The following is a 25,852-nucleotide window of genomic DNA, read 5'->3' on the forward strand; positions in this document are numbered from 1 at the left end:
GCCCAACGATCTTGTAAGAATATAATACCCAATATAACAGCAACTACAAAGCCGATGCCTGCAATCACCAGACGCATAAAAAATGGAATAAAAGGCAAATCAAATTATCACTAACAGTTTATAATTTCAACCTTATCGTCAGTTATTTGGACACGAAGTCGTCTGAATCACTAAGCTCCTTCCATAATGGAGGGACTGAATTCACTTCTAATCACCTTTTCTACTCATAATTTCTAGTTCATTGTGTCTCTTCAAAGGGAAGATTATTTAAAATCAAAGAGAAGGAAACCCATAGTACTCGGGGTTCCTTCTCTTTTCACACAGCTATTGTTTTGGATGATTACGCATGGACTATAGTACGCTTAAGCCAATCGTTTAAGTGCGTCGTGGTAATGCGCGGGTTGCTACCAGTTGGAACAAGGGATTGATCATTCACTTCTACGGAGCCGTAGTAAACCGCATTGGGGTCTGTGACAACCTGGCGTTTGTCTTGCGTTGCTTTAAAATATTGTCGAACAAGTTCGTCCATACGAATCTGATCGGGTCCAGCCACATCGACAATGCCATTCACTGGTGAAGCAAGTGTGAAATCGGCTAGCGCGGCTGCAACATCATCCGAAACGATAGGCTGCATAAGAGCAGAAGGCAAACGAACGGTGTCTCCTACTGTAGCCACATCCGCGATACCGCCGATGAACTCGAAGAACTGCGTAGCGCGCACGATTGTATAAGGAACCTTGGAATTCTGAATGAGTTCTTCTTGAGCCATTTTAGCACGGAAATAACCACTTTGAAGAAGGCGTTCAGTACCAACAACTGACAACGCAACATGATGACTTACGCCAGCAGTTGCTTCAGCAGCAAGAAGGTTCGTATTTGACGTAACGAAGAAATCCAAAACGGCTTGGTCTTCCCAGGAAGGTGCGTTTGACACGTCGACAACAACCTGCGCGCCGCTAAGCGCTTCGGCCAGCCCCTCACCCGTAATTGTATTAACACCCAAAGAAGGTGAAGCTGCCAATACCTCGTGACCAAGCTGACGCAGGTTGTTTACAAGTTTTTTCCCGATGAGTCCACTACCGCCGATAACTACAATTTTCATATTGATGCCTCCTTGTTTATATTTATTAATAAAGGTTTGTCATGTTTTCTCTTCTTATTTGTTTAATACTATAAAGACAATTGGCGACTTGAATGTGTGACATCCAATATTTTATAATTCCCCTTCGCTCATATCCGATATCCATCTTATTTAAATTCCTCACCAGTAAAAGCAAACAGTGATAGAAAGAACAACATGGAAACAAGAAAAAATACACCCATAGATGTTTTCAAAAAAATCATGCATTAAACTATCCAGCCCGATACTTCGAAAGACGAATTTCGCCTTACACCAAAACCCAATAAAAAAAAGACGCAAAAATCGCGTCTTTAGAGAGTAAACTTTATATTCAACTTTACCAAGCGGTTGCTCCACCGTCGACGACGTAGTTAGCTCCTGTGATGTACGACGCCCGATCAGATGCCAGAAATACTGCTAATTCTACAAGCTCTTCCGGTTTACCAAAACGTTTGAGAAGCGTCTTCTTCGTTATCGCATCTCTGGCCTCTTGGTTGTCTCCAAGATCGCGATCACTAGCCGGGGTTAGAAATGGCCCCGGGCTGATCGTCACGGCACGGATACCGTGGGGGGCGCCTTCAAGTGCCAATTGTCGCGTCATGGCAATGACGCCGGCTTTCGCTGCGCTGTGTCCGATCATCGGAGGAATTTCCCCGGCGATGATCCCTGAGATGGACGCGACATTAATAATGACGCCACCACCGCGCTCAACCAGATGCGGCCATGCGAATTTCGAGACGAAGAAAGGAATGTCGAGTTCGCCGGCGATCGTTTTCCGCCAATCTTCAACAGAGAAATCTGGCATCGGTCCGAAGTATTGGATCGCCGCATTGTTATAGACGACATCGAGCCCACCATAAACTGCCACGGCTTCTTCCACCATTTTCCGAGCCTGTTCAGGATCCGTAAGGTCAATAGGTGCAACAGCCGTCATCTCACCATCGGCTTGACGAACAAGTTCAACAGTCTCATTGTTGGCATTCACATTGATATCAGATCCAACTACCTTGGCCCCTTCTCGAGCAAAGGCAAGTGCCGCTACGCGTCCTAAGCCACCGCCGGTACCAGTAACCAATACAACTTTATTGTCAAGTATGCCCATGTTGAATCCTCCTTTGTTGTAAAAACTCAGCATATGGTTATTTTTATCTGACGTTTTGCTCCATTGCTTCCAATCTTGCAACCTCTTCCCGAACGCGAGGGGCTACTTCTGTCCCCAACAGTTCAATGGCTCTCATCACTTGCTCATGCGGCATGGTGCCCACAGGTAAGTGCAAGAAGAAACGGGAGAAGCCTAAATGCTGGCGCATATAAATGATTTTCTTCGCCACCGTTTCGGAATCGCCGACGTATAACGCACCTTCTAGCGTGCGTGAGGCATCGAAACCTGCACGCGTATATTGAGACCAGCCGCGCTCTCTCGCAAAATAATTAAACGATGCCTGAGTGGGAGGAAAAAACTGATCCACTGCAAGTGAAGTACTATCAGCAACGAATCCTAGCGAGTGTACAGCTATTTTTAATTTGGCTGGATCGTGTCCTGCTTGAGCGGCCGCTTTTTTATAGATTGGAATCAATGGTGCAAAATGCATAGGACTACCACCAATAATGGCCAATACTAGAGGCAATCCAAGCATACCGGCTCTTATAGCGGAGCCTGTATTCCCCCCGCTGCCCAGCCAGATCGGCATTTGATCCTGAACTGGACGAGGGTACACGCCAAGATTCGTAAAGGCCGGACGATGTCCTCCTCGCCATGACACTTTCTCCGACTCCCTTAACTTTAATAACAGTTCCAGTTTTTCCTCGAAAAGTTCTTCATAGTCTTTCAAATCATACCCAAACAATGGGAAGGCATCGACCATCGAGCCTCTACCCGCGATTATTTCCGCGCGGCCGTTTGAAATCCCATCGAGTGTAGCGAATTGCTGAAACAACCGAACAGGATCAACAGCAGAGAGTACCGTTACCGAGCTCGTAAGCCGAATTCTTTTCGTCAAGGCCGCGCCTGCCGCCAAAATTACAGCCGTAGCGGAATCCGCAAATTCCTTCCTATGATGCTCACCGACGCCAAAGACATCCAACCCAACTTGATCCGCGAGCACGATCTCTTCCACAACCTCACGCAAACGCTGTGCATGGCTTATCGTTTCGCCTGTTTGAGCATCCGGTGTGGTTTCAACAAACGTATCTACACCAATCTCCATTTTCATTTCCCCCTTACGCGAAATAGTAGTACTTTTTATTAAACAGATTGCCGTGGCTTTCAAAAGCCGTTCTACGAGCCCCTTTTTCTCTAATTTATCGATAACGTACGTGATGCTTCCGCTTGGGATCTTAAATCAAGAGCTTTCCCTTCAGCATCGCTTTCAGTCATTCGTCTACCACCTTTATAGAGTATTCCAGTTCAAGCTGATGACAACTAAGGCCAGTATCAACAAGATGAAAGGCATCATTGCTTTTGCCGCTGGATCATTAACACGAACTAAATGGATAAGGACTGCAACAACCATCGTTACTGCGATCAATATTCCTCCTACCAGAGCATATGGATCAACCCAAATGCCAACAATAATAATAACGGCTGAAATGATTTCGACCATGCCTGTAAAAATCCTTGTTCCTGATGACAGCCTGTATCGCTTAAATTCCTCAACCATCTGCTTGCCAAATTTCATGAGGCCAAATAAAACAAACCCAAGCCCCAAAACACTCTGTAGAATAATAGATAAAATATGCATCCTACAACCACTCCTCCGTATAATATTAGCTAGAATTATATATCCTAAAATTATTTATTCTAACAATATGAAATATAATACGATTCTTTGAAGCTGTCAACATGAAAATAGTCATTGTACCGAAACATAAAAAAGCCAGGTCGAAGTTATTCCGACCTGGTTCTCTATTTCGTTATCTTTTAACTCATCAATGATAGCCCAGCCGGTATAATCTTCCTCGCCGTAATTCGGACATGTACGAATGAAAGTACCGATAGAATTGAATCTCCCCGCAAGCATATTAACCGCCATCATTTGCTTCTCGCAGGCAATTGCTAACATTTTCAGCCGCTAGTACTGCGTTTCGCCATTAACTTTCTGATTGTTTTTAAATAAGTACCGAATCCCTTTTCCCGCCATTGGTTCGTCAGCATATCGAGGAATTACATGTAAATGTGAATGAAAAACATGTTGTCCTCCCACATGACCACAATTCCATCCAACATTGTAACCATCTGGTTTGTAATTCCGATCCAAATACAGCTTAACTTCATGTAGTAACTGATATGTTTCATTCCATTCATCTTGAGTTAAGTCAAAAACAGTTTCCCTATGTTCTTTAGGGACAATAATACCGGCACCTTTAATTTCTTGTTCTTTAAGCAAAGTATAAATACATCTTTCATTGCTCAATATGACTTCATGACTGTTATCATCGAAAATATTGCAATATGGACAGTTAAGCAAACTCCACACCTCACAGAATAATTGCTGATCTAAACACACTAACCAACATTATGAACCTCCAAGCCCCCTGATGTTGTTAGATCCCTTACAAATTCCTCTCAAACAATAACCCGAGATGTTCAGCCAAGACATGATGCGGGATCGGCTTATTATTAGTAAACCACCATTCCACTACCCCGACGAATGCGGATGCTACAAACCTCACGATTAACTCATCTTTTAATCCCTGGTTTTTCCCCTTGGTGACGTCTACCTCTTGCTTAAATTGTTCAATAAGAAAGTCAAGGAACCGATTCCGAAAAAAAGGAGCTCCTTTACTTGCTAGCATTAACGAAAATAAAGAATAGTTCCTTTCGAAATATTCAGTCCATAGCGGTGAGCCGCTAAAATAGTCTAGATCTGCTCCCATTATGCAAATTTCCCGGAGCTCATTAATATGCGACTCAACAAGCTTATCGAGTAAATCATATTTGTCTAAGTAATGAAGGTAAATGGTCCCCCTACTCACATTGGCCCTATCGGATATGTCTCGAATCGTAATGTCGTCGAAATTCTTTTCAGACATCAAATCTATAACCGCGTTCTTGATTGCTTCTTGCGTTTTACCTATTCTTCGATCCACTTTAGACATCAAATTCACCAGACTTTCAAGAAATAATAGACAATGTTCTAACCTTTGTTCACTAATTAACAATTCGCGCTGATCTAACAATTGTGGTTCTTCTGTACCTGAATATAATTATATACATGTTCATAAATGAATCAATGTATATTAATGAACAAAAGTTGATTTATGAATAGGAGGTTGACGCTGAGATAAAAAGAAGGTTGCCATCTGGTGGCGCACATCATTATGGAGTTTAATTTGAAGGATAATTTGCCGTACCTACCTATGTGCAAAGATGTTTTGAAAAGACCAAAACAAAAAAATGGAGGAATTAAAATATGCAAAATTATATGAAAATGGACGTCACCTTCGAGAGTGCTGGAGTGAAGATCGCCGGACATCTATACACTCCAAAAGGAGAGGTTGGCGGTCCGCGCCCTGCGATCGTCGTCGGCCATCCCGGGACCGGTGTAAAGGAGCAGAGCGCTGGACTCTACGCGAAACGGCTTGCCGAGCAAGGCCTCATAACACTTACCTTTGATGCAGCCTATCAGGGAGAAAGCGAAGGCGAGCCAAGGGGAATGGAGGACCCCGCCCATAGAGTGGAGGACTTCAAAGCCGCTATCTCGTTCCTTAGCACACGCAACGAAGTCGACCCGGAACGCATCGGCGCGCTTGGCAGCTGCGCTTCGGGCGGTTACGTTATTCCGGCTACGGTTACCGATTACCGCATTAAGGCTGTTGCCACTGTTAGCGCGGCCGACATCCATCTTCAATTCCGTAACGGAAGTGACGGCAAACAGGACCCTGCCGTTTTCAGGAGCATGCTCGATGCTGCGGCGCAGGCTCGTACTTCGGAAGCTCGCGGAGAAGGAATCAGCGTGTTTCCGATCTTCCCTGAGACCGAAGACCAAGCTCGTGCAATAGGTGATTTGCATGCCTTCGAGGGATGGGAATACTACTGCACCGACCGCGCGCAGCACCCACGCTCGGCTAAGTTCTTTACCTGGAACAGTATTGACCGAATCGCCTATTTTGAAGCATTCCGGTTCATTGACCAGATCTCTCCTCGCCCGCTCCTCATGATCGCCGGAAATCAAGCGGTCACGTCGTGGATGACGACCGAAGCCATTGCGAACGCAAAAGAGCCGAAGGAACTGTTTTGGATAGATGGCGCCACCCATGTCGATACTTACGACAAAGACGAGTACGTAACGACTGCGGCTTCGAAGCTCACGGAGTTTTTTTGTACAAATCTCTCCCCATCCGGCTTGGTTTAGACAGATTTACCTCGGAACGGTGAGCTGAAGTGTTTTTAATACAGAAGGTGTTACGATCATAAAGTTAGGAATGGATTGAACAGGAGAATCATGACGCTAACGGGCATAGCGGAACGCATGTCCTACTCTCTAGCATAGCTAGCGCGAGAGACTCACCGGTGGAGAAAGACCGAGTAATTCTATCAATCCGTAGTTGAAGGAGAGCCTCTCGTTCGTTGTCGGCAATCTACCCTTGTTTTATGACGTCACTAGATATAGCATAACGCGGCTGCCGATCAATGCCGACAGCCGCGTCTTAGTTATGTGTTGAACTATCGTTTCTTGTTACTTTAACGGACAAAGGTGTTTATAGTGGTTTTAGAATTCTGTTTCCAATAAATACATAAGTCAGCAAGCCAGCAGGAATCAATAGTGCATCAAGTCCTCCTTATGTCTGACCCTTTTTGACCCGACTACTAAACGAAACAAATGATTTTTGAATACATCTAAAAGTTTTTTGACTTATTTCTCATTGTTCTTTTGAACAGAAGAAGAAGTTTGTTTTCATATTTTCCATAAATTTTTAAAGTGGCCTGAGTAACATTAAGTTTAGGGAATATTAAATATATAGAAGTTGCAGCAGTTAGGCTAATTAATATTCCTGTTAAAACATCTAAAGGATAATGAACCCCAACCCATATACGGGAGACTCCCACTAGAACAGCTAACAATACCCATAAAATTGACCACCCTCTCTTAGAGAGCCAGAAGGAAAAACAATATGAGAAGAATAAAATTGTATGGTCACTTGGAAAAGAATTGTCTTCTTCTTTATGTATCAGTTGATTAACGTCATTCAATTCAACGAAAGGTTGATAATTCGAGTGAAATACCCCTGAAACCTTTCCTACCGTATAGGCACATATGAAAGCGATTGATGCACAAAGAATCATAAGTCTATTATCCTCATCTCTTGTAAACCAAATAATAAGAACACTTATTGCAAGGATAAAAACCATATATTCAGCAATAAAAATAAATGTGGGATTCAAAAAGGGATATTCTTTTCCTAAGTCATTAACTAACCTAAACAATGATAAATTAATTTCTGAAATGTCCAACTCAGCACCATCCAATCTCTTTTTAGAACATAGTAAAAGAAAATTAGATGCTCTACCATCGAATCAAATAACATTATTTAGATTGCTATTACATTTTTGTAACATTGGTATCATTTAACCAACTGCTAATATGGATGATAAGGGGTATTCTTTTCCCTACAACTTCATTGATTATCTGGAAGAAGACTTCAATCGAGTACATAACGCAACAATCTTTCATGGGAAAGGAGTTGTTGCGTTAATCTCCCATTACTTCAATAAACAAATAAGACCTACCGCGAAGCAGATCTAAACTATAGTTTACCGGTAATTTTATTGCTATGAATGGCTATGCCTTCTAGCTATTCACCCACACCGAGTCTTTTGGTTTCACATATATTGTGAGAACAGACCAATCGAATGGAGGGAGTGGATAGCTATGCCCGGAATGCTACGGACAATCAACGGAACGACTACCCTTTTTGCAACAGCCAGCATAAAATCCAAGCAAGAAGGCATCTTGAGCGCGAATATTGAGTTGGTTTTAAACGCCAGTAAAGGTGTCTCCGACATTATCCTAAACGTCACGCAGAATGCATGTAACTTAGTAACCTTCAAAATTCAGTCTCTGAATCGTACAAGCAGCAGACTTACTGCTTCATTCGGTAAAGGAGTGAACGGTGTCTCCAGTGCCAACATTATTCTCCAAGATAAGAAGAACAATATCATAGCTAGAGGATTCATTAATAAGAAAGCAATTGTTCCCGTAAGACTTGAAAGCGGTTGTCAATGCGGCTGTTCTTGCACGCGTACTCAAAAAATAAGATTCAAAGACGGCACAACATTCAAGATCAGCATCGATAAATCGCTCCAACTTGCCCTTAAACGCCTATTTACTAAACTTGAGCGTGTCATAAAAAATCTGACTCCGAAGAGAGGCAAAAGCGCGACAGCTGATCCTGAATGCAATGCAAAATGTTATCGAATTGGGAACGCTTGCCGGTCTGCCTGCGGCATATTCGCTGTCTTATGTACGCCAATATGTTTGAGCGCACAGACTGTCTGTCTGATTAGCTGTTTGCCGACATAGCAATTGACTATACTGCTATGACTCATCTACAATTCAACAAAGCCACTCCCTTGGCAGGAGTGGCTTTGCTTTTATCTACTATAGTTCCTATGCTTTGCGGCCGTTACGGACCGACCAACACACCATGAATAAAATTTTCCAATACTTCGATATCCGTTATGTTCTTGTTGCAAACCTCGCTATTGACGCACAAATAATTACCAATGGCCCTGTAATAATCTGGCGATGCACCTGCCGGTTTCCACTTGGTCACAGCTGTGAAAAGCGCGATCTCCGTATGCCGATTGCACACAAAGCAAACGCCTTTCTTATTCGTCGGTGTATATTTCCCCTCAATACCGATTAGCTTTCCGTTCAGATAATAAACAATAAATAATTTATTCGTTGCAATATCGGTCCAGCCCAGGTATGTCGCGAATCTATAAGTGATACCTTGAAGATCGGGTATTTTCAGTTTCTTGTTCTTAGGGAAAAGTTTCTTTACTTGATTGTCCATCACATGCGCATATTCCTCTACCAAATAAGGCTCCAGGGCATGTAGATATCGCAGAAAGTCAGTACTCGTTTGTAGCTGTTTCAGGTTCACCAGCAATTCTTTCTGCAGGTCGGTTAGATTCGGAAACAATCCGCTTATCTTGGCTTCTGTCTCATTGCGAACTACTTCGACTACTTTCAAATTTGAAACGGAGTTACAAGCATTTTGCAACTGACCGATTAGTTTCTTAATCTCGTTATATTGATGGTTTCTAATGAATGGTTGACTCATAGTTTCCAGCTCCTTATTTTTGATACCAATAAAATAAGCTGCAAAGCCCCATAATTAGAAACGATTTTCCTCGGGCGATTACTATAAACGAATCACCCCATGCAAAGATCGCCCTAATGAAAGGCTCTGCATGAGTCGCTTCTTATTCCGGCAAAATGATTTGCCATATTTACCGCCTCCCTTATAAATATAAATTATAAGGGAGGTCATACGCTACCCGCAAGTGCTGGGCTAATGGAATAAATTCCAAATACCTAACTGAAAAAAGCACAATAGCGCATAAACATTCCTTCTAGAAGGAATGTTTATGCGCTATTGGATCAGTTATTTAAAATGACAAGAGGGTATCCATTTTTTCCCACAAGACCATTCCCTGTTCACTCTCCGACCAGGGTATAAAATGTGGCTGCATCACTTCATGCCAATTCTCTGGCGTAATCGCTGCTGGCCATGTCCTTCGCGTCGCTCCGTTCTCAAACGCGGGAGACGGATGTTCGTAATAAGAGAAGATGAATTCCTCGTGCGTTCCGATGACATAAGTCGGATTAAAGCAGTTCGGTTTCTCCTCCTGCATGGCGTAATGATAGAAGATGTAGCTGCTGTACATTGGCGGCTTCAGACGCGCAAGCATACCGAGTCGTTCGCTGCCGCTATCATATCGAGCTTCCCTGATTTCCGCCTGCCCATCGTGATAAATATCAAGCATCGGAACAGCGTACCGCTTATCGCTTCCCCAACCCGGCCATGTCTCCAACAGATCCCTACACGCCTTAGTCCATGCCCATTCACAACTTTCACTCGCCGCTTCCAAATAAACGAATACGCCGCTCCCCTTCGTGAATATCGAGCAGCTCAAGATACCCTGGTCGCGAAGTTCGCGTTCCCAGCTAGCGGCTGCTTCGGCTAACGCGAGTGCGAAGCTGGCTTCGCACCCTGCCTGCACTTGTGACCTGTACATCTTTCTTATCATGTCCGTATCGGGTAGAATCGGCTGGCGTTGCCTGCGCGAATCATTCCCTTCTCCTTCTCTGCAAGTTCATCAGGAAGCACCGCCTCGAACAAGTTGATAACATCCCCATAGCCTCCTGCCTGTAAGGCTACCGGCCAATCGCTGCCGAACAACAGCCGATCGCAACCGAACAACTGCACCAGCTGTTCGATGTAGGGCCGAATCCTCTCAGGATGGGAACCACCTGCCATCGTAATCATACCAGATAATTTAACTGCTACGCCGGGAATCCGAGATAGCCGCTCCATACCGGTTCGCCACGGTTCCATCCCCTGTTCCCGCAAATTCGGACAGCCGAGATGGTTAACGACCGCCTTGAGCAGCGGCAGCTCCTCTAGATACATTGCTGCTTCTACAAGGTCATCAGGCTGTATGAGCAGATCCAGCGTAAGCCCCGCTTGCATCAGTGCAGTAAGAGCCGATCGCAGTTTGGCTTGCTCAGCCTGAGTCCGTACAGACCGAAATGCACTGCCGTTAAGTCTAATGCCGGTAAAGCGCGGGTTGACCTTCAAAGACATGAGCTGATCATGAAAATAATCCGCAAACGGATCAAGTCCTCCGCTCACGCCGGATATAATTGGCCAGGACTTCGCCAGCTCCAAAAGGAATGCTGCTTCCTCCATCCTAACTGCGGCCTGAACAGCTATAAGTCCTTTCACACCGAAAGCACCCAGTTCTGGCAGCAACTGCTCTGGCAAGTAATCCTTGTAGAGCAGCTCATTCTCAGGCTTCAACCAGCCGTAATCCATCCGCGATGGCTGCCAAAAATGAACGTGACTGTCTACGTACATGACGTAACCCCATCTCCCTTGCGCCCTTCCAGTAAATCGGCGGCGAAAGGGTTCGGCCACGGCATTTCATAGCTTGGCGAATTCACGTAACGCTTCATGCCAAGCTGCAGCTTAATACCTGAGCCTTGGGCTAGCTGAACGGCCAGCCATTTGCCTTTGATCTCCATCAGCGATCCCGGTACAGGGCAGCCATCTGCGTCAATTCGCTGGGCACTGGTGAATTCGTGCTCGCCGAATCCTCCTGCCTGAATGACAACCTCGCGCTCTTCAAATAAACTAGTGTTACATAGCTGCAGAGTCACACTATCCGTTGTAAGCGCCTCCACTAGTGCCGACACGCCTTGCGGAAGGCCTGGTCGCTTCTCCTGTGAATCAAAATAGCGCACCCGAGCATGCTGCAAGCCGCCATGCGAGATGTGCATCGGCCCTCCTAGTGTCAGTTGTACAAGTGACTCGAAATAGATCGGGCACATTTCCTGCCAAATATGAATATTAGAGAAATCACCGTCAGCAAAGTCACTTTTCCATCCATGCGGGTCGCCCTGATCCGAACGCATTTTCTCCAGCTGCCGACCAATCAGCTCCATATTGGCAGCCAGTATCCGTTTCGGATAGTCTGGGTTGAGCCCACGCATGTACTGGAACCAAGGCTCTGTATTGCCGATATAATGCTTCGTTTCCCTTCCTGTCCGGCTATCTCTTCCCGATACGACAGGTACCGTAATTTCATTCCAATCATGATCTTTGGGAATCCGTTCTAACCGCTCTAAATCCTCGTCAGCCATGGACATCGTCCACAGATAGACCGGATATTTCGGCAACGCCTTCCGCCAATCGTACCAGCCATTATCTCCATACTTGTTCGGCACGAGAACCTGACCGTTCTCTTCCCTCCGCAGTGCCCAGTTGGCATCTAATTGGGAACGAGCTAGCGTAAGCTGACTCATATCTCCTGTAAGTAAAACAGCATTCATACAGGCATTCGTCAAAGGCTCAATAATGGTCATAAAGCCGTGCGGCCATCTCCATCCATAATAACCTCCCCACCATTTGCCGTCGTTGTATTCGCCGATAACGCCTGATAGTCCGACATTGTCGGGAATAACCCCTCCGTTAGTACGGGTACGTTCTTCCCACGCTGCGAGATAATCGATTACCCAATCGTGAAGGGCAGCATCTCCAGTGTGCATAAAGGCGTGCGTGATCATTCCGGTTGCATTCAAATTCAGCGGGACGTCTCCCCGATTCATTCGCTCATTCATCATCGCAATCATCTTCTGATAGACTTCATCGTTGGACCAAGGACATTTACCGCTTGCAAAATCGACACCAGGAATATCCTCATACGGTGCAGGATAGTGATCGAGAATGCTGCGATGCGTAACCCAATCCTCTTCTGATACCGTGAAACGCGGCCCTTTGCTTCCGTTCAATGGGGACCTTATCAGCTTCTGCGCCTTATCATAATTGGGAGCATCGGGATCGTCCCCCGTATACATCTTGGCAAAACGCACTGCTCTCTGCTTGTCCTTGTTGGTAACAGGGCCAGCTAGTCCGAGGAAGTAGAGAAATAAATAACCTTCACCATGATGCATCCAATCATAGTACGCATCAAACTCACGGTGAATTTGCCCATATTCCGTCCATTGCCAAGTAATCCCTTCCCAAATCTTACGCGATATGTCATGGAGCTCACGACTGCCACCTAGCACATAAAGCAGCGCTAGATTCATGAAACCTTCATAAGGATCATCCGAACCATCCATACCCGGCCATTCCTTCTGCCAGATCAAGCTTCCATCCGGTTGTGTGTAACGGGCCACAAACTCTTTCGCCGCCTGGTTCAATGTCGTAAACAACCACTGCTCCTGAAGCGCCCACTCTGGAGGAACCATTCGCTCATCCGCTACAATCCTCGGCAATATGCCCCCTTGTATGTTCACTTGTCTTCCTCCTTTTCAGCTGGAAATAAACTTCTGCCCTGAAATAACCCATATACCCGTTGCAGCTCCTCAGGATCCAGACCCTGCCCCTCGCAAAATGCCAAGTTCTTACGCAGCACATCCGTCGTCGCAGCTCCCGTTAAGGTCACATGTATGGCTGGTTGCGACAGACTGAAACGCATAGCTGGCTCAACGAGACCGTGTGGTGCTGTTTTGCGCAGGAACTCCAGCTGCTCCATCCGCTTCGTCGCTTCGTCGATGAGATTCGGTCGCAGAAACGGCGCTGGTGTATCAGCAAGCAGGCCAAGTCCGAGCACACTTCCGTTGATAACCCCGATCTCCTTCTCTGCTGCGAGCGGGAGCACTATATCCTTTGCGGTATGATCAATCAGCATATATCTCGCATAAAACTGGATGCTGTCAAACCGATTTAGCCCCATATACCTCTCCAGAAGTGACAGAATTCTTGTTGATACGCCGATATAGCGAATCTTTCCGTCTTCCCGCAATTTCTCGAGGGCAGGAAGTGTCTCGTTCACAATCGTTTCATAGGGCACTTGCTCAACATCATGAATTTGCAGTAGATCAATCCAATCGGTTTGAAGCCGTTCCAAACTATCTTCAACGGACCGAATCGTCGTCGCATAATCGAACGATTGTCCCGGTCCTACTGCCTTCGATGCCAACACAGCTTCGTTTCTTCTGCCGCCTTTCAGCGCACTGCCGATTCGACGTTCTGACTCGCCTCTACCGTAGCTCGGTGCTGTATCAATGAAATTAATGCCGCTTTCCAACGCCTCATGGATCATCTTCTCGATGTCGCGTTCATCTGTAGGTCCAAAAACCCCGCCAAGGGGTGCACCGCCAAGCCCGAGTTTCGATACACGAAGTCCCGTGCGGCCGAATGTTGTATACTCCATTTCTGTATCCCTCCTACTGTAAATTGTAGTGTTCATCCTTTATAATCAAAATAGCTAGAGTTCCCCATCTTATGGCATATCTTCTCTATTTGAGGAAGAGGTGAAGGCACACGTGGAATTTATTTATACAGAACCGATCGGTTTAACCGATCTAGCCGTGCTTGAAGTTGGTACGCAAAGTTGCCTGCCTGACATGTCATTCGGGCCCAGCGTAAGAGATATGTACATTCTTCATTACATTCACAGCGGGTATGGCACTTACTCGACGGGGGGGCGAACAGAACTCATCGGTCCTGGGGAATTGTTCCTTGTGACGCCGGACACCGTCCACACGTATTGTGCCGGTTCGGAAGATCCCTGGAGCTACTCCTGGTTCGGCTTTGTGGGGACGCTAGCCGCCAGACTAGTCGAACTGGCTGGATTTACAGTCCTGTCACCCGTTCGTGGGACTGAATCGTCACTCCCCGTTGAATCTCTATTTAGCAATTTAATGCGCCTGCGAAATGAACCGGCCAAAGAGCTCCTTCTGACCGCTCTGCTGTACCAAATATTCGGAACACTGGCCATACCGGACGATGCACCGCCACTTAGGGCGGATGTTGGACATCACGTCCGCAATGCCGTTTCCTATATGAACGCCCACTATGCCGATCGCATTGGTCTCCACGAAATCGCTGAGCATGTGGGGCTGGACACCAAGTACTTGTGCCGTCTCTTTCAGCAGCGCCTGTCCATGTCCCCTTACCGATATCTAACCGATGTTCGGATGAGAAAAGCTTGCCGCCTTCTCCGCAGGCAGCTTCTCGGGATCGCCGAAATAGCCCAGTCCGTGGGTTACCAAGACCCTCTCATGTTTTCGCGCATGTTCAAACGGACAATTGGTGTATCCCCATCGGCATACAGGGAGAAGGCCAGATTGGAGAGCGGAACTACATCCTATGAAACTTCCTGATTATTTCCAAAAATGAAAAATAGGCCTATCGAGGATAGGCTTTAATTGGTATAATAACTCTCGTACAACTGAACTTGGGTGGTCGGCATCCTCCGGAAAGGAGGTAATGCCTATGTCATTTTCATTTCATGAGTTAATGCTGTTCGGGATGTTTATTCTCGCACTTTTAACCTATGTAAAAAGAAAATAACCCCACTCAGGTTAGCGCCATAGGGTAGGGGTTATTCATTTCCGGTATGTCACTCGGACTGTCTCCATCCAAGTGTTGTGCAGGAGACGGACCGCGAATCCGTCTCTTTGTTATATTTACTCTAACATACTCTATTCATACCCGCAAATAATTATTAATAGCCACATACGTTTTTGAACCATTATTCAAAATCGTAACGTTCCTCTTTCCAGGGATCTCCATGCATATGATACCCATTCCGCTCCCAGAATCCCGGCTTATCCTTCGCCATGAACTCGATACCGCGCAGCCATTTGGCGCTTTTCCAAAAATACAGATGCGGTACGACCATTCGAACAGGTGCTCCGTGGTCAGGTGTTAGCAGCACGCCATTATGTCGGATGCCCAGAAAAGATGTCTCCAAGAGGAAATCTTCCAATGGAAGATTCGTCGTCCAACCATGCTCCGCATGCAGCATAACATGGGTTGCTTCCGGCTTCAGCTTTACTTTGCTCATCAGCTCCGACACAGCGATGCCTTCCCACACATTGTCCAGCTTGGACCATGTGGTCACACAGTGAATATCGTTTGCAAATTCCTTGCGCGGAAGTGCCATAAAATCCTTGTAAGAGATGGTGAACTCATCCTCCACCAAACCGAACAAACGCAAGTCCCATTTGCTCATATCGTTGTAGTAGGGCACGGACCCATAGTGCAGCACAGGCCAGCCTTGTGTCAGCGTTTGCCCAGGAGGAACACGATCATTCGGATCCTGCGGCAGCTTTTGCCCAAATTGCATGGAAAAACCTCCATCTGTTCTACTTCCCTAGGAATCGGAACAACTAGTCGTTACCGATATAGGAGCTGTATTCCGCAGCGCTCAATAGACCTTCTAATGCTTCCGGTCCTGAAATTTCTACCTCAACCATCCAACCTTCACCGAAGGACGCAGTGTTAACAAGCTCTGGCGAGCCTTCTAATGTGCTGTTCACAGCTGTTACTTTGCCTGATACTGGGCAGAAAATATCTGAAACCGTTTTGACCGATTCCACGCTCCCAATGCTTTCATTCGCTGTAACAGAAGTGCCAACTTTCGGAAGCTCGACGAATACAATATCACCCAATTGATCTTGTGCAAAATCGGTAATTCCTATGCGAACCACCGTATCCGATAGTTTCTCTACCCATTCGTGCTCTTTGGTGTATAACAAATTGGCTTGTACGTTGCTCATCAGTCCACGCCTCACTTACTTACAAATTTTGCTTTTAGCTTAATCTACTGGGAACATCAAAGTCAAGATGGACCTCTAAGATGCAGTGAAACGAGCATGCAGCCCCACAACTGACTCACATGCACAAAAGTTACTGTTGACAATCTACACCAATTTAGGCACATAATGAATAAGATAAGACAATTAAATATTGGCGAATGAGGATATAGGGAGAGACTGCCGAGCATGATGGCGGCGCCGAAGGAGTAAGCCCGTTGTGGTGAATCTCTCAGGCAAAAGGACCTGTATCGGACGCGACTCTGGAGAGCTTCGAAACTCGTTAATCACGAGGAATCGAACACCCAAGGGGAAACTTAACGATTGAGCCTATAAGCTCATCCGTTCTAGGCAACTCTCAGGTATAAAGGACAGGGGCAAAAGGTATGTTTGTGTTGCATACTTTTTGCTCTTTTTTGGCATTTCCGGCAATACTACCATCGGATAATAGTCGATTGAAGGTGAGGTTATACGCATGTTGAAACGAACACCGCTTTTCCCGATATATGCGGAGCATGGCGCGAGAATCATCGATTTTGGCGGCTGGGAACTGCCCGTTCAGTTCACTGGCATTCAAAAGGAGCATGACGCTGTCAGGGGGCAAGCAGGGCTTTTTGATGTGTCGCATATGGGGGAAGTACGCATACATGGCGTGGATGCTTTGGCATTTTTACAGCACGTTACGACGAATGATGTGTCTAAGCTGGTGGCAGGGCAGTGCCAGTACAGCCTCCTCTGCTACCCTGACGGTGGTGTGGTCGATGATCTACTCGTTTACAAGCTGAAAGATGACGACTATATGCTAGTTATCAACGCCTCCAATATTGAGAAAGATATCGCTTGGCTGCAGCAGCACCTGACAGGTGAAGTCGAACTGGCTAATGTTTCTGAAGAAACTGCCCTGCTGGCGCTGCAAGGGCCAAGGGCCGTAGCCATTGTAGCCAAATTGACTGACCCTCCGATTCAAGCCTTGAAGCCGTTCCATTTCCTTGCAGATGTGACAGTAGGCGGTGTAACCACGTTGGTATCCCGCACAGGGTATACAGGTGAAGATGGGTTCGAGTTATATGTGGATCAAAAGGATGCCGTTACTTTGTGGCGGAAACTGCTTGAGGCTGGTGAGGAGCATGGGCTCATTCCGACAGGTTTAGGGGCTCGGGATACGCTGCGCTTCGAAGCACGGCTTCCCCTATACGGACAAGAACTATCCTCGGAGATTTCGCCGCTGGAGGCGGGACTTTCCTTTTTTGTAAAGTTGGATAAAGGTGAATTCATAGGGCGCGATGCCCTCCTCGAGCAAAAAACAAACGGTGTGCCCCGTAAACTCGTCGGCATTGAAATGCAAGAACGCGGCATTCCGCGGCCTCATTATGCGGTATACGCCGAAGGTAAACAGATAGGTGAAGTAACAACGGGGACGCAGTCGCCAACGTACAAAACGAATGTAGGGTTAGCCCTGATCGATTCCGCATATAGCACTCTAGGCACGGAAGTCTTTGTTGAAATTAGAGGCGCCCAAGTGAAAGCAACGGTCGTCTCTACCCCTTTTCACAAGAAGAAATAATCCCCGAATCCGGGTCGGAAGGAGCATCTTCGGTTATGAAACATCGTTATTTACCTATCACGGAGCAGGATCAAAAGGAAATGCTGGAAACGATCGGCATCTCTTCGATGGAAGAGATGTTTAGCGATATCCCGCAGGGGGTACGGTTTCAGGGTGAACTGCAAGTGGGGAATGCGCTCAGTGAACAGGGACTACTCCGATATATGCGCGAGTTAGCGGGGCGCAATGCGGATTTCCAGCGCTACGCCAGCTTCCTCGGCGCTGGCATTTACGATCATCACCTTCCGGTGGTGATCAATCATGTGATCTCGCGGTCTGAATTCTACACCGCGTATACGCCTTATCAACCGGAGATTAGCCAGGGAGAATTGCAGGCGATTTTTGAATTTCAGTCGTACATCTGTGAGCTCACCGGCATGGCCGTGGCGAACGCTTCGATGTACGATGGCGCAACGGCGCTGGCCGAAGCCGGCGCCCTAGCCAGCGGCGCGACGAAGCGCAGCCGTCTGCTCGTGTCGCGCGCGGTGCACCCGGAGGCGCGTGCTGTGTTGCGCACGACCGCCCGCGGTCTGAACTTGGACGTCGTCGAGATTAGGGTGACATCCGAAGGAGTCACCGATCTAGACGACCTCGCGTCCAAGGTCGCAAGCGACGACACAGCCGCTGTCATCCTCCAATCGCCGAATTTCTTCGGCTGCTTGGAGGATATCGCGGCTGCGGAACCGCTCGCGCACGGCGCGGGCGCACTGCTCGTCGTGAGCGCGAATCCGCTCACGCTCGGGCTGCTCGAAGCGCCGGGCAAGCTCGGCGCTGACATCGTCGTCGGCGATTGCCAGCCGCTCGGCATCCCAGCTGCGCTGGGAGGGCCGAGCTGCGGCTACTTCGCCGTCGCGGAGAGCTGGATGCGCCGCATGCCGGGGCGCATCGTGGGACAAACCGTGGACCGCGATGGCAAGCGCGGTTTCGTGCTTACACTGCAAGCGCGGGAGCAGCATATCAGACGTGAGAAAGCCACGTCGAATATTTGCTCCAATCAGGCGCTTCTCGCGCTTTGCGCATCCGTGTACTTGTCCACGATGGGCAAGCAGGGCATCCAAGACGTTGGCACGCTGAACGTCCGCAAAGCTCACTACGCGGCGAATCGACTCACCGCGTCAGGGCTGGAGCTGCCGTTCACAGGCAGCTACTTCAATGAATTTGCCGTCAAGCTGCCGGACGGCACGAACATCGAGGAGCTGAATCGTCAGCTCCTTCACAAGGGCTTCATCGGCGGCTACGATCTCGGCCGCGATTACCCCGAGCTAGCCGGCCATCTGTTAATCGCCGTCACCGAGCAACGAACTCGCGAAGATATAGATGCCTTCGCAGCCGCATTGGAGGAACTCGTATGAACAACGAAAAAGCGCTTATTTTCGAAATGAGTCATCCTGGACGCGTCGCCTATTCCTTACCCGACTCGGATGTCCCAGACGTGAGTATCGACGAACTTCTGCCTGCCAAGTTTCGCCGGAAGCAAGAACCAGACCTACCCGAAGTGTATGAAGTCGATGTCATTCGCCATTACACTGCGCTTTCCAGGCGCAACTTCGGCGTAGATAATGGCTTCTATCCGCTCGGCTCGTGTACGATGAAATATAATCCCAAAATCAACGAAGATGTCGCCCGTTTCCCCGGTTTTGCTCATATCCACCCGTATCAGCCGGAGGAGTCGATACAAGGGGCCCTGGAGCTGCTGTACAATCTCCAGCATGATCTCGAAGCCATCACAGGCATGGATCGCGTAACCTTGCAGCCTGCGGCTGGTGCCCATGGCGAATGGACGGGGCTCATGATGATTCGTGCTTATCACGAAAGTCGCGGCGAGCACCGCACCAAGGTCATTTGCCCCGATTCCGCACATGGCACCAATCCAGCCAGTGCCACCGTTGCTGGCTTCCAAACTGTGACCATCCCATCCGATGAACGCGGCCTCGTGAACCTCGACGAGCTGCGCCGCGCCGTCGGCTCCGATACCGCTGCGCTCATGCTCACGAACCCGAACACGCTCGGTTTGTTCGAAGAACAAATCGTCGAAATCGCCGAAATCGTGCATGGGGCAGGCGGCTTGCTCTACTATGATGGCGCCAACGCGAATGCCATTATGGGCATTACACGCCCAGGAGACATGGGCTTCGATGTCGTCCATCTCAACCTGCACAAAACTATGAGCACCCCACACGGCGGAGGCGGACCAGGGGCAGGACCGGTCGGCGTCAAAGAGCGGCTGATCCCTTTTCTTCCGACACCGCTTGTCGCCAAGCGCGAGGATAATCATTTCTATTTTGACTACAACTATCCACAGTCCATCGGCCGCGTCAAAGGCTACTACGGCAACTTCGGTATCCTAGTTCGTGCTTACACCTACATTCGTACACTTGGTCCGGAAGGCTTGCGCAAAGTATCTGAGTATGCCGTGCTGAACGCGAACTACATGCTAGCCCGGTTAACACCTTATTTCGATGTTCCGCATCCCCGTTTCTGCAAGCACGAATTCGTGCTGTCTGGGAATCGTCAGAAGAAACTGGGCGTCCGTACACTCGATATTGCCAAAAGATTACTCGACTTCGGCTACCACCCGCCAACGATCTACTTCCCGCTTAGCGTGGAAGAGTGCATCATGATCGAGCCAACGGAAACAGAAAGCAAACAAACCTTGGATAGCTTCATCGATACGATGATCGCCATCGCCAAAGAAGCAGAAGAGACTCCCGAGTTGGTTAAAAATGCCCCATACACCACCGTCGTCAGTCGAATGGATGAAGCATTGGCCGCGCGTAAGCCGGTTCTGAACTGTACGTGCGGGTAAAATGTGCACCTGTGATTAACGCGACTATACGTGAAAAGGCTGAGTGCTACTTTGGGGATCAGCCTTTTGTGTTTGTGGCGGGTGGTTGGTGCGCAAACAGGCGGCTGCGCGGGCTAGCAGGGCTTTAAGGCCCGAAATGGGCCTTATCCGGCCACTCCTCGCCTCGCTGCGATGCTATAGCGCCCTTTTCGGCCGCTATCGCTAGCTTTGCCCCTCAGCTGCGCGAGCTAGCAGGGCTTTAAGGCCCGAAATGGGCCTTATCCGGCCACTCCGCGCCTCGCGGCACTACTATAGCGCCCTTTTCGGCCGCTATTGCTCGCTTCACCCCTCCGCTGCGCGGGCTAGCAGGGCTCTAAGGCCCGAAATGGGCCTTAATCCGGCCACTCCGCGCCTCGCGGCACTGCATCGCCCTTTTCGGCCGCTATTCCTGGCTTCACCCCTCCGCAGAGCGCTCCTTCACACCGACAACTTTTCCACCAGCTGGTGAGAAGCCAGCACTCGATCCGCCCGAATGCCGCATGCATTCGGATCCTCCAGCGAGTCCAAGAAATGCTGGACGACTCCGGCGAAGCCTCTGCGCTCCAGCACCGTGTCCCAGCTGCCGAAAGTACGCAGGCGCGGAGCGGCATTCCTATCATAGAAGACCGCTGACTCCAAATTCGTCACCTCGACAGATCTTCCGCTGCCGTGCAGCTCTACCTTTTCCAAATCAACGCCAGCGAGTCTGACCATACTATAGTTGCCTATCGCAGAACCAAAACCCAGCGTGCCCGAAGCATGCAGCAGCTTGCCACTCTTATCTACTTGTTGGTGCGAGGCTCTCACCTCATATGAGCCCTCACCCAACCAAAGCAGCGTATCCAACATGTGAATCAAGTCGTCATAGAGCGTTTCCTTCGCGCTATGCCCTTGCAGCTTCGTACGATGTTTGACAGCAGATGCCACATCGAATCCGCCCGCTTCCTGCAACCAGTTCTTCGCTTCCATATACAGCGGCGCATAGCGACGATTGAAGCCCGCTGCAAGCAGCACGCCTTTGCTCTCAGCATAGGAAGCCATTTCCACGGACTCCCCCCATGCATACGAAAGCGGCTTATCTACATAAACGGCCACACCATGCGTCATGCACTTCATCGCAATATCATAATGCGTGGACGTCGGGCTATGCACGAAAACAGCATCCAACCCAAGCGCTAATAATTCATCCAAATGTGTCGTCCCGAACGGGACTCTGTACTTCACTTTCATCCGTTCAACGGTCGCTGGCGTGGAGCTCATAATCCCTACGAGATCCACCCGTTCATTGACGGAGAGCAGCGGTAAGTATACTTTTTGCGCAATATCGCCTAAGCCAATAAGGCCAATTCTTTTTTTTGACATGTTAAACGCCACTCCTTATCTCTGTTCGCAACACATAACGTCCTACCCATAACCCTAGTATGAGCAAAATAGCACCAACCAACGTAGATACGCCATATATTTGCACCCACATCGGTTGATCCGTGATCAAGGCGTAAATCTTCCCTCCTGCAACTGGCCCCAAAAATGCCGCAAAGCCAGTAATGGCTGAGTACGTAGCAATATACATCGGACGTTCGCTCTTCGGCGTATCGCCAATCGTAAAAGCAAAAACCATCTGATTGAAGCCGCCCAAGCCAATTCCTAGCACGATATGAACTAAGAACAGTACAACCACAGCTGGAATGAAGGCGATAGCTCCCCATAATAAACAAGCCAATGCAATGATCGGAAGCGACCATAGCAGCAAAGTTTGAGCTGAGAATCGCGCATTCAAATTTCCCCATACATAATAGCTAGCCATCATGACTAACGTATGTACCACGGTAATATAGGAAACCGTTCCATAGGATACGTTCATTAACTTCAGCATGACGTAGGAGAAAAGTGGCACCGTTAATCCTTGCACGAAGAGGAAGGCGGCCAGGAAAATAATCGCTTTGAGAAACGCGCGGTCCATCAGTGGCTTCCGGATCATCCCGACTGGATTGGAGGCTGTTGAAGGCTCGAATGGCGGATTCGGATACAAAAAGTAAGCAATTACGTTAAGAACCACACATACACTTACGATCATAAAAAGGTAATTGAAACCCTGTTCACCGGGGTACTTATCGAGAATCTGACCGCCTACGAATAGCGCCAGCGAGCTCACACCACCTAGAATGGTATTACGCAGTCCAAAATATCGACCACGAATCGGTCCAGGTACCGCATCACTGATCAGTGATGTCCACACAATGCCCCCCGCCGCATTCCCCAGATGGGCAGCCGTGTACAGAATCATATACGTGATTACCCAATACTCTTGCGGTAAGACAAAAGGAATTAAACCTACACAAGCCCATAATACACGATGGGTAGATCCGAAAATAATCAGCATGCGCTTCCGATTTTGGAATTTCTGCATAACAACAGCCATCCCGATTTGCACAATGTTCACGACCGTCGTGATCGCTAGTATAAGTCCAATTTCCGTCGAGCTTGCCCCTAAGTAAATCAAGTAACCGGTTAGGAATGGCCCCCCAAGCAGTTGAAAAATAATAACAGCAGGAAAGCCCTCAAATGTTGCGACGAGTAGACTTTTACGGTAGGTGGACATTTTTCTCTTCGGCTTACGCGCATTCGGATCGAATAGTTTCATAGGTATTAAACTCCTTTTGTCGGTCTAGCAAGGTTAGCAGGATCTAATAGTTTACAACCTATGGGTTGCTTATGTTAAAATAGGAAAGACTACCTAATCTATCATGTCAGGCGGGATCATCGAAACCTTATGAAACCTAAATATTGGGGTTTGCTGGCAACTTTGTTGCTCTTTTTGATTTTCATTGTACTCTCTCTGAAATTTGAGTCAACTACTTATTTGTATGTCGCTAGTGTTTGCCCGATTCTTGTGGTGCCCTTTTTACCTGATATTCGCTCAAATCAATATATTAAGCCCAAAGGAAACGGCGCTGTACGCCTCATTTCAATGGAAAACAAAGATGGCGGCGATACTGATTTTCTCGTCATTCTTTTTGAACCGGGTTATGTCAAATGGAATGGCGGCAAACTTTTCTTCAATCTCTCCGATAATATGAAAGATGTGTATGTAAAGCCAGATCCATTTGCGGCAACGCTTACTGTACTCAAATATGATCTGTTCAAGCATCGCCGTAAGAAACATTGGATTGGCATTTCCTTATCCCAACTTCAGCAGCGCACCGAACAGCTCTCTTATACAACCAATGAAGTTAACCGACTTATTATACGTACTTCGGATATTGAAGAATTGCTGCAAACCAACTTTAAACAACCTGCCTCGGTAGGCCAACAAGTTGGCGCTTAAGGGGCACCAAACAAAAATCACCCAACGCTTGAGATCTCAGCCTAAGTAACAACTAGGTTTGAGGAATCTCAATCGCGGGTGATTTTTATTTTAAAAAGATTAAGTAAGGAGCTCGTCGCACAAATACGCCGCTAACGTACGAACCATTACACCTGTTGCCCCTTTGGGTTCGATGCCTTTGGCCGACCATAACCAAGCTGTACCACCGGTATCCAAATGGATCCATGGGGTTTCTTCGGCAAAGTATCCAATGAATAGACCTGCCGTAATCGCCCCTGCCCAGCGGTCGGAGGAGGTCGCGTTTTTGATATCCGCTACATCGCTTTTTAGCATCGCACGATATTCAGGATAGTTGGGAAGCTGCCACACTTTCTCACCAGCATTTGCTGCTGCTTGTAGTAAAGGTTTTATGAATTCATCATCATTCGTAACGGCCCCTGTTGCGATGTCTGCCAATGAGACCAAAATCGCGCCCGTTAATGTCGCTACGTCGATGAGGCGGTTCGCCCCTTGCGCTTTCGCGTAAGTGATTCCCTCTGCCAGAATAATGCGGCCCTCCGCATCGGTATTCAAGACCTCCACGGAATGCCCGCTGAGCATCGTGACGATATCCCCAGGACGGTATGCCGTACCCGACGTCATATTCTCAGCGGCGGGAATGACCACAACCATATTCACCTTCGGTTTCAATTGACCGACGACGTGAAGAGCTCCTAGCAGTGTGGCGGCTCCGCCCATGTCACTGATCATTTCTTCCATGCCGTCGGGCTTTTTCATCGAGATACCCCCGGTATCGAAGGTCACGCCCTTGCCGACGAGGCCCAGCACGTTGGCGCTATCCGGATCACCCGTGTAACGCAGGGTGATCATACGGGGCGGGTGGACGCTGCCCCCGCCCACCGCTATGAGGCCGCCCATCCCGCGGGCGGCGATTTCGTGCTCATCCAGCACTTCTATGGCGAAGCCATAGTGCTGGGCTAGTTTGATGGCTTCCTCTGCGAGGGAAGCCGGCACAAGCTTGTTGCCCGGGAGGTTCGTGAGATCCCGGGCATAGTTCGTGCCTTCCGCAACCGCCTCGGCGGCTGCGACTGCACTTGCCAGAAGCGCTGCATCCGCAGCCGCTTCTGTGAGCAACACCGCCTGGCGCAGCTCCGCGCGCACAGGCTCGTTCTTGCGGTACGCCGCGATGCGGTACGTACCGAGGAGCAGCCCTTCGGTCAGCGCCGAGGCGCCTGACCGGGTGTCGAAGCCGCTTGGCAGCTTCAGCGCCAAGCGTTCGAACTGCAGCGCGAGCATCTTGCGCGCTGCGAAGACAGCGGCTGCGCGCAGCGTATCGCGCGTGGCAGCGGGGCCGAGCCCCGCTACCAGCACGTACGCGTACGGCAGCAGCCCGTGGGTCGGCAGCGCCTCGAGCTCGCCTGAGACGCCCGTGAATAGGCCCTTCGCGCGCATGCGCTCAAGGGCCTGGTCGAGCTGCGGCTGGCCGAGGACACCGTCCTGGCGCAGCTCCGATTCCGTGAGGCAGACGAGAATCGCGTCTGCCCCTTCTGTATTATCCAACAACGAGGTGTACACACGCGTTGTGATGTCAGTTATTTTCGCAAACATAGGAAATGATCCCTACTCTCATCCAAATTTC

The 25,852-nt window shown here is 48.5% G+C and carries 25 protein-coding genes and 2 riboswitches; of the genes, 7 read left to right on the forward strand and 18 right to left on the reverse strand.

Annotated elements, in window-relative coordinates; genetic code table 11:
- Nucleotides 1-340: 340 nt before the first annotated feature.
- The 7 genes from A8708_RS19200 to A8708_RS19230 all read right to left on the reverse strand — a co-directional run bounded on the left by A8708_RS19200 (nt 341) and on the right by A8708_RS19230 (nt 5,218).
- Nucleotides 341-1,102 (reverse strand): SDR family oxidoreductase, encoded by a 762-nt coding sequence (locus tag A8708_RS19200; protein ID WP_068666339.1) that lies wholly within the window; start codon nt 1,100-1,102, stop codon nt 341-343.
- 355 nt (nt 1,103-1,457) lie between these two features.
- Complete coding sequence (locus tag A8708_RS19205) at nt 1,458-2,222, reverse strand: SDR family NAD(P)-dependent oxidoreductase (RefSeq protein ID WP_068666341.1); 765 nt, start codon at nt 2,220-2,222, stop codon at nt 1,458-1,460.
- Between the two features lie 43 nt (nt 2,223-2,265).
- Nucleotides 2,266-3,327 carry an LLM class flavin-dependent oxidoreductase gene (locus tag A8708_RS19210; protein ID WP_068666343.1) on the reverse strand — a complete coding sequence of 354 codons (1,062 nt, stop codon included), beginning with the start codon at nt 3,325-3,327 and terminating at the stop codon, nt 2,266-2,268.
- A gap of 183 nt (nt 3,328-3,510) precedes the next feature.
- A complete protein-coding gene (locus tag A8708_RS19215) occupies nt 3,511-3,861 on the reverse strand; it encodes a DoxX family protein (protein WP_082927635.1) in 351 nt (116 codons plus the stop codon).
- A 111-nt stretch (nt 3,862-3,972) separates the two neighbouring features.
- Nucleotides 3,973-4,182 (reverse strand): hypothetical protein, encoded by a 210-nt coding sequence (locus A8708_RS36190; protein ID WP_068666344.1) that lies wholly within the window; start codon nt 4,180-4,182, stop codon nt 3,973-3,975.
- 9 nt (nt 4,183-4,191) lie between these two features.
- A complete protein-coding gene (locus tag A8708_RS19225; protein WP_338044212.1) occupies nt 4,192-4,626 on the reverse strand; it encodes an HIT family protein in 435 nt (144 codons plus the stop codon).
- Nucleotides 4,627-4,672: 46 nt separating this feature from the next.
- Nucleotides 4,673-5,218 carry a TetR/AcrR family transcriptional regulator gene (locus A8708_RS19230; RefSeq protein WP_068666713.1) on the reverse strand — a complete coding sequence of 182 codons (546 nt, stop codon included), beginning with the start codon at nt 5,216-5,218 and terminating at the stop codon, nt 4,673-4,675.
- A gap of 314 nt (nt 5,219-5,532) precedes the next feature.
- Between A8708_RS19230 and A8708_RS19235 the strand changes: the two genes are divergently transcribed.
- Nucleotides 5,533-6,474 carry an alpha/beta hydrolase gene (locus tag A8708_RS19235; protein ID WP_204787596.1) on the forward strand — a complete coding sequence of 314 codons (942 nt, stop codon included), beginning with the start codon at nt 5,533-5,535 and terminating at the stop codon, nt 6,472-6,474.
- A 485-nt stretch (nt 6,475-6,959) separates the two neighbouring features.
- Here A8708_RS19235 and A8708_RS19240 read toward each other — a convergent pair whose 3' ends face one another.
- Complete coding sequence (locus A8708_RS19240) at nt 6,960-7,574, reverse strand: undecaprenyl-diphosphatase (protein WP_068666348.1); 615 nt, start codon at nt 7,572-7,574, stop codon at nt 6,960-6,962.
- Between the two features lie 418 nt (nt 7,575-7,992).
- On the opposite strand from A8708_RS19240, the gene A8708_RS19245 reads away from it, so the two are divergent.
- A complete protein-coding gene (locus A8708_RS19245; protein WP_068666350.1) occupies nt 7,993-8,643 on the forward strand; it encodes a hypothetical protein in 651 nt (216 codons plus the stop codon).
- Between the two features lie 103 nt (nt 8,644-8,746).
- On the opposite strand, the gene A8708_RS19250 is transcribed toward A8708_RS19245, so the two are convergent.
- The 5 genes from A8708_RS19250 to A8708_RS19270 form a co-directional block, all read right to left on the reverse strand.
- Nucleotides 8,747-9,409, reverse strand: a complete 663-nt coding sequence (locus A8708_RS19250; RefSeq protein WP_068666352.1) for a FusB/FusC family EF-G-binding protein — start codon at nt 9,407-9,409, stop codon at nt 8,747-8,749.
- A 328-nt stretch (nt 9,410-9,737) separates the two neighbouring features.
- Entirely contained in the window at nt 9,738-10,367 is a 630-nt protein-coding gene (locus A8708_RS19255) for a hypothetical protein (protein WP_157264887.1), read from the reverse strand.
- A gap of 8 nt (nt 10,368-10,375) precedes the next feature.
- Nucleotides 10,376-11,209: an amidohydrolase family protein gene (locus A8708_RS19260; RefSeq protein ID WP_068666356.1), complete on the reverse strand. Its 834-nt coding sequence runs from the start codon at nt 11,207-11,209 to the stop codon at nt 10,376-10,378.
- Nucleotides 11,200-13,152 carry a hypothetical protein gene (locus tag A8708_RS19265; RefSeq protein ID WP_068666358.1) on the reverse strand — a complete coding sequence of 651 codons (1,953 nt, stop codon included), beginning with the start codon at nt 13,150-13,152 and terminating at the stop codon, nt 11,200-11,202. Before A8708_RS19265 ends, A8708_RS19260 begins: the two co-directional genes overlap by 10 nt.
- Entirely contained in the window at nt 13,149-14,072 is a 924-nt protein-coding gene (locus A8708_RS19270) for an aldo/keto reductase (RefSeq protein WP_068666360.1), read from the reverse strand. The genes A8708_RS19265 and A8708_RS19270 overlap by 4 nt, the downstream gene beginning before the upstream one ends.
- 112 nt (nt 14,073-14,184) lie before the next feature.
- On the opposite strand from A8708_RS19270, the gene A8708_RS19275 reads away from it, so the two are divergent.
- Nucleotides 14,185-15,024 carry an AraC family transcriptional regulator gene (locus A8708_RS19275; RefSeq protein ID WP_082927636.1) on the forward strand — a complete coding sequence of 280 codons (840 nt, stop codon included), beginning with the start codon at nt 14,185-14,187 and terminating at the stop codon, nt 15,022-15,024.
- 371 nt (nt 15,025-15,395) lie between these two features.
- Here the strand turns inward: A8708_RS19275 and A8708_RS19280 are convergent, their stop codons facing one another.
- Nucleotides 15,396-15,992 (reverse strand): sulfite oxidase-like oxidoreductase, encoded by a 597-nt coding sequence (locus tag A8708_RS19280; RefSeq protein ID WP_068666364.1) that lies wholly within the window; start codon nt 15,990-15,992, stop codon nt 15,396-15,398.
- Between the two features lie 43 nt (nt 15,993-16,035).
- Nucleotides 16,036-16,425, reverse strand: coding sequence for a glycine cleavage system protein GcvH (gene gcvH / locus A8708_RS19285; RefSeq protein WP_068666366.1), 390 nt, complete (start codon nt 16,423-16,425; stop codon nt 16,036-16,038).
- Between the two features lie 197 nt (nt 16,426-16,622).
- Nucleotides 16,623-16,719, forward strand: a riboswitch (glycine riboswitch).
- A gap of 1 nt (nt 16,720) precedes the next feature.
- Nucleotides 16,721-16,840: riboswitch (glycine riboswitch) on the forward strand.
- Nucleotides 16,841-16,930: 90 nt separating this feature from the next.
- Between gcvH and gcvT the strand changes: the two genes are divergently transcribed.
- From gcvT to gcvPB, 3 genes are read left to right on the forward strand one after another with little or no spacing between them, the layout of a single operon-like run.
- On the forward strand, nt 16,931-18,025 hold the full coding sequence (gene gcvT, locus A8708_RS19290) for a glycine cleavage system aminomethyltransferase GcvT (protein ID WP_157264889.1): 1,095 nt from the start codon (nt 16,931-16,933) through the stop codon (nt 18,023-18,025).
- A 35-nt stretch (nt 18,026-18,060) separates the two neighbouring features.
- Nucleotides 18,061-19,416, forward strand: coding sequence for an aminomethyl-transferring glycine dehydrogenase subunit GcvPA (gcvPA, locus tag A8708_RS19295; RefSeq protein ID WP_068666368.1), 1,356 nt, complete (start codon nt 18,061-18,063; stop codon nt 19,414-19,416).
- On the forward strand, nt 19,413-20,870 hold the full coding sequence (gene gcvPB, locus A8708_RS19300; RefSeq protein WP_068666370.1) for an aminomethyl-transferring glycine dehydrogenase subunit GcvPB: 1,458 nt from the start codon (nt 19,413-19,415) through the stop codon (nt 20,868-20,870). Before gcvPA ends, gcvPB begins: the two co-directional genes overlap by 4 nt.
- 456 nt (nt 20,871-21,326) lie before the next feature.
- On the opposite strand, the gene A8708_RS19305 is transcribed toward gcvPB, so the two are convergent.
- Nucleotides 21,327-22,250 (reverse strand): Gfo/Idh/MocA family protein, encoded by a 924-nt coding sequence (locus tag A8708_RS19305; protein WP_068666372.1) that lies wholly within the window; start codon nt 22,248-22,250, stop codon nt 21,327-21,329.
- 1 nt (nt 22,251) lies between these two features.
- Nucleotides 22,252-23,529, reverse strand: a complete 1,278-nt coding sequence (locus A8708_RS19310) for an MFS transporter (protein ID WP_068666374.1) — start codon at nt 23,527-23,529, stop codon at nt 22,252-22,254.
- Nucleotides 23,530-23,658: 129 nt separating this feature from the next.
- Here A8708_RS19310 and A8708_RS19315 point away from each other — a divergent pair, with 129 nt between their 5' ends.
- Nucleotides 23,659-24,213, forward strand: coding sequence for a hypothetical protein (locus tag A8708_RS19315; RefSeq protein WP_068666376.1), 555 nt, complete (start codon nt 23,659-23,661; stop codon nt 24,211-24,213).
- Nucleotides 24,214-24,312: 99 nt separating this feature from the next.
- Here A8708_RS19315 and A8708_RS19320 read toward each other — a convergent pair whose 3' ends face one another.
- Complete coding sequence (locus A8708_RS19320; RefSeq protein WP_068666378.1) at nt 24,313-25,821, reverse strand: leucyl aminopeptidase; 1,509 nt, start codon at nt 25,819-25,821, stop codon at nt 24,313-24,315.
- Between the last annotated feature and the right edge of the window lie 31 nt (nt 25,822-25,852).

The organism is Paenibacillus oryzisoli (assembly GCF_001653565.1).
GTDB lineage: Bacteria > Bacillota > Bacilli > Paenibacillales > NBRC-103111 > Paenibacillus_E > Paenibacillus_E oryzisoli.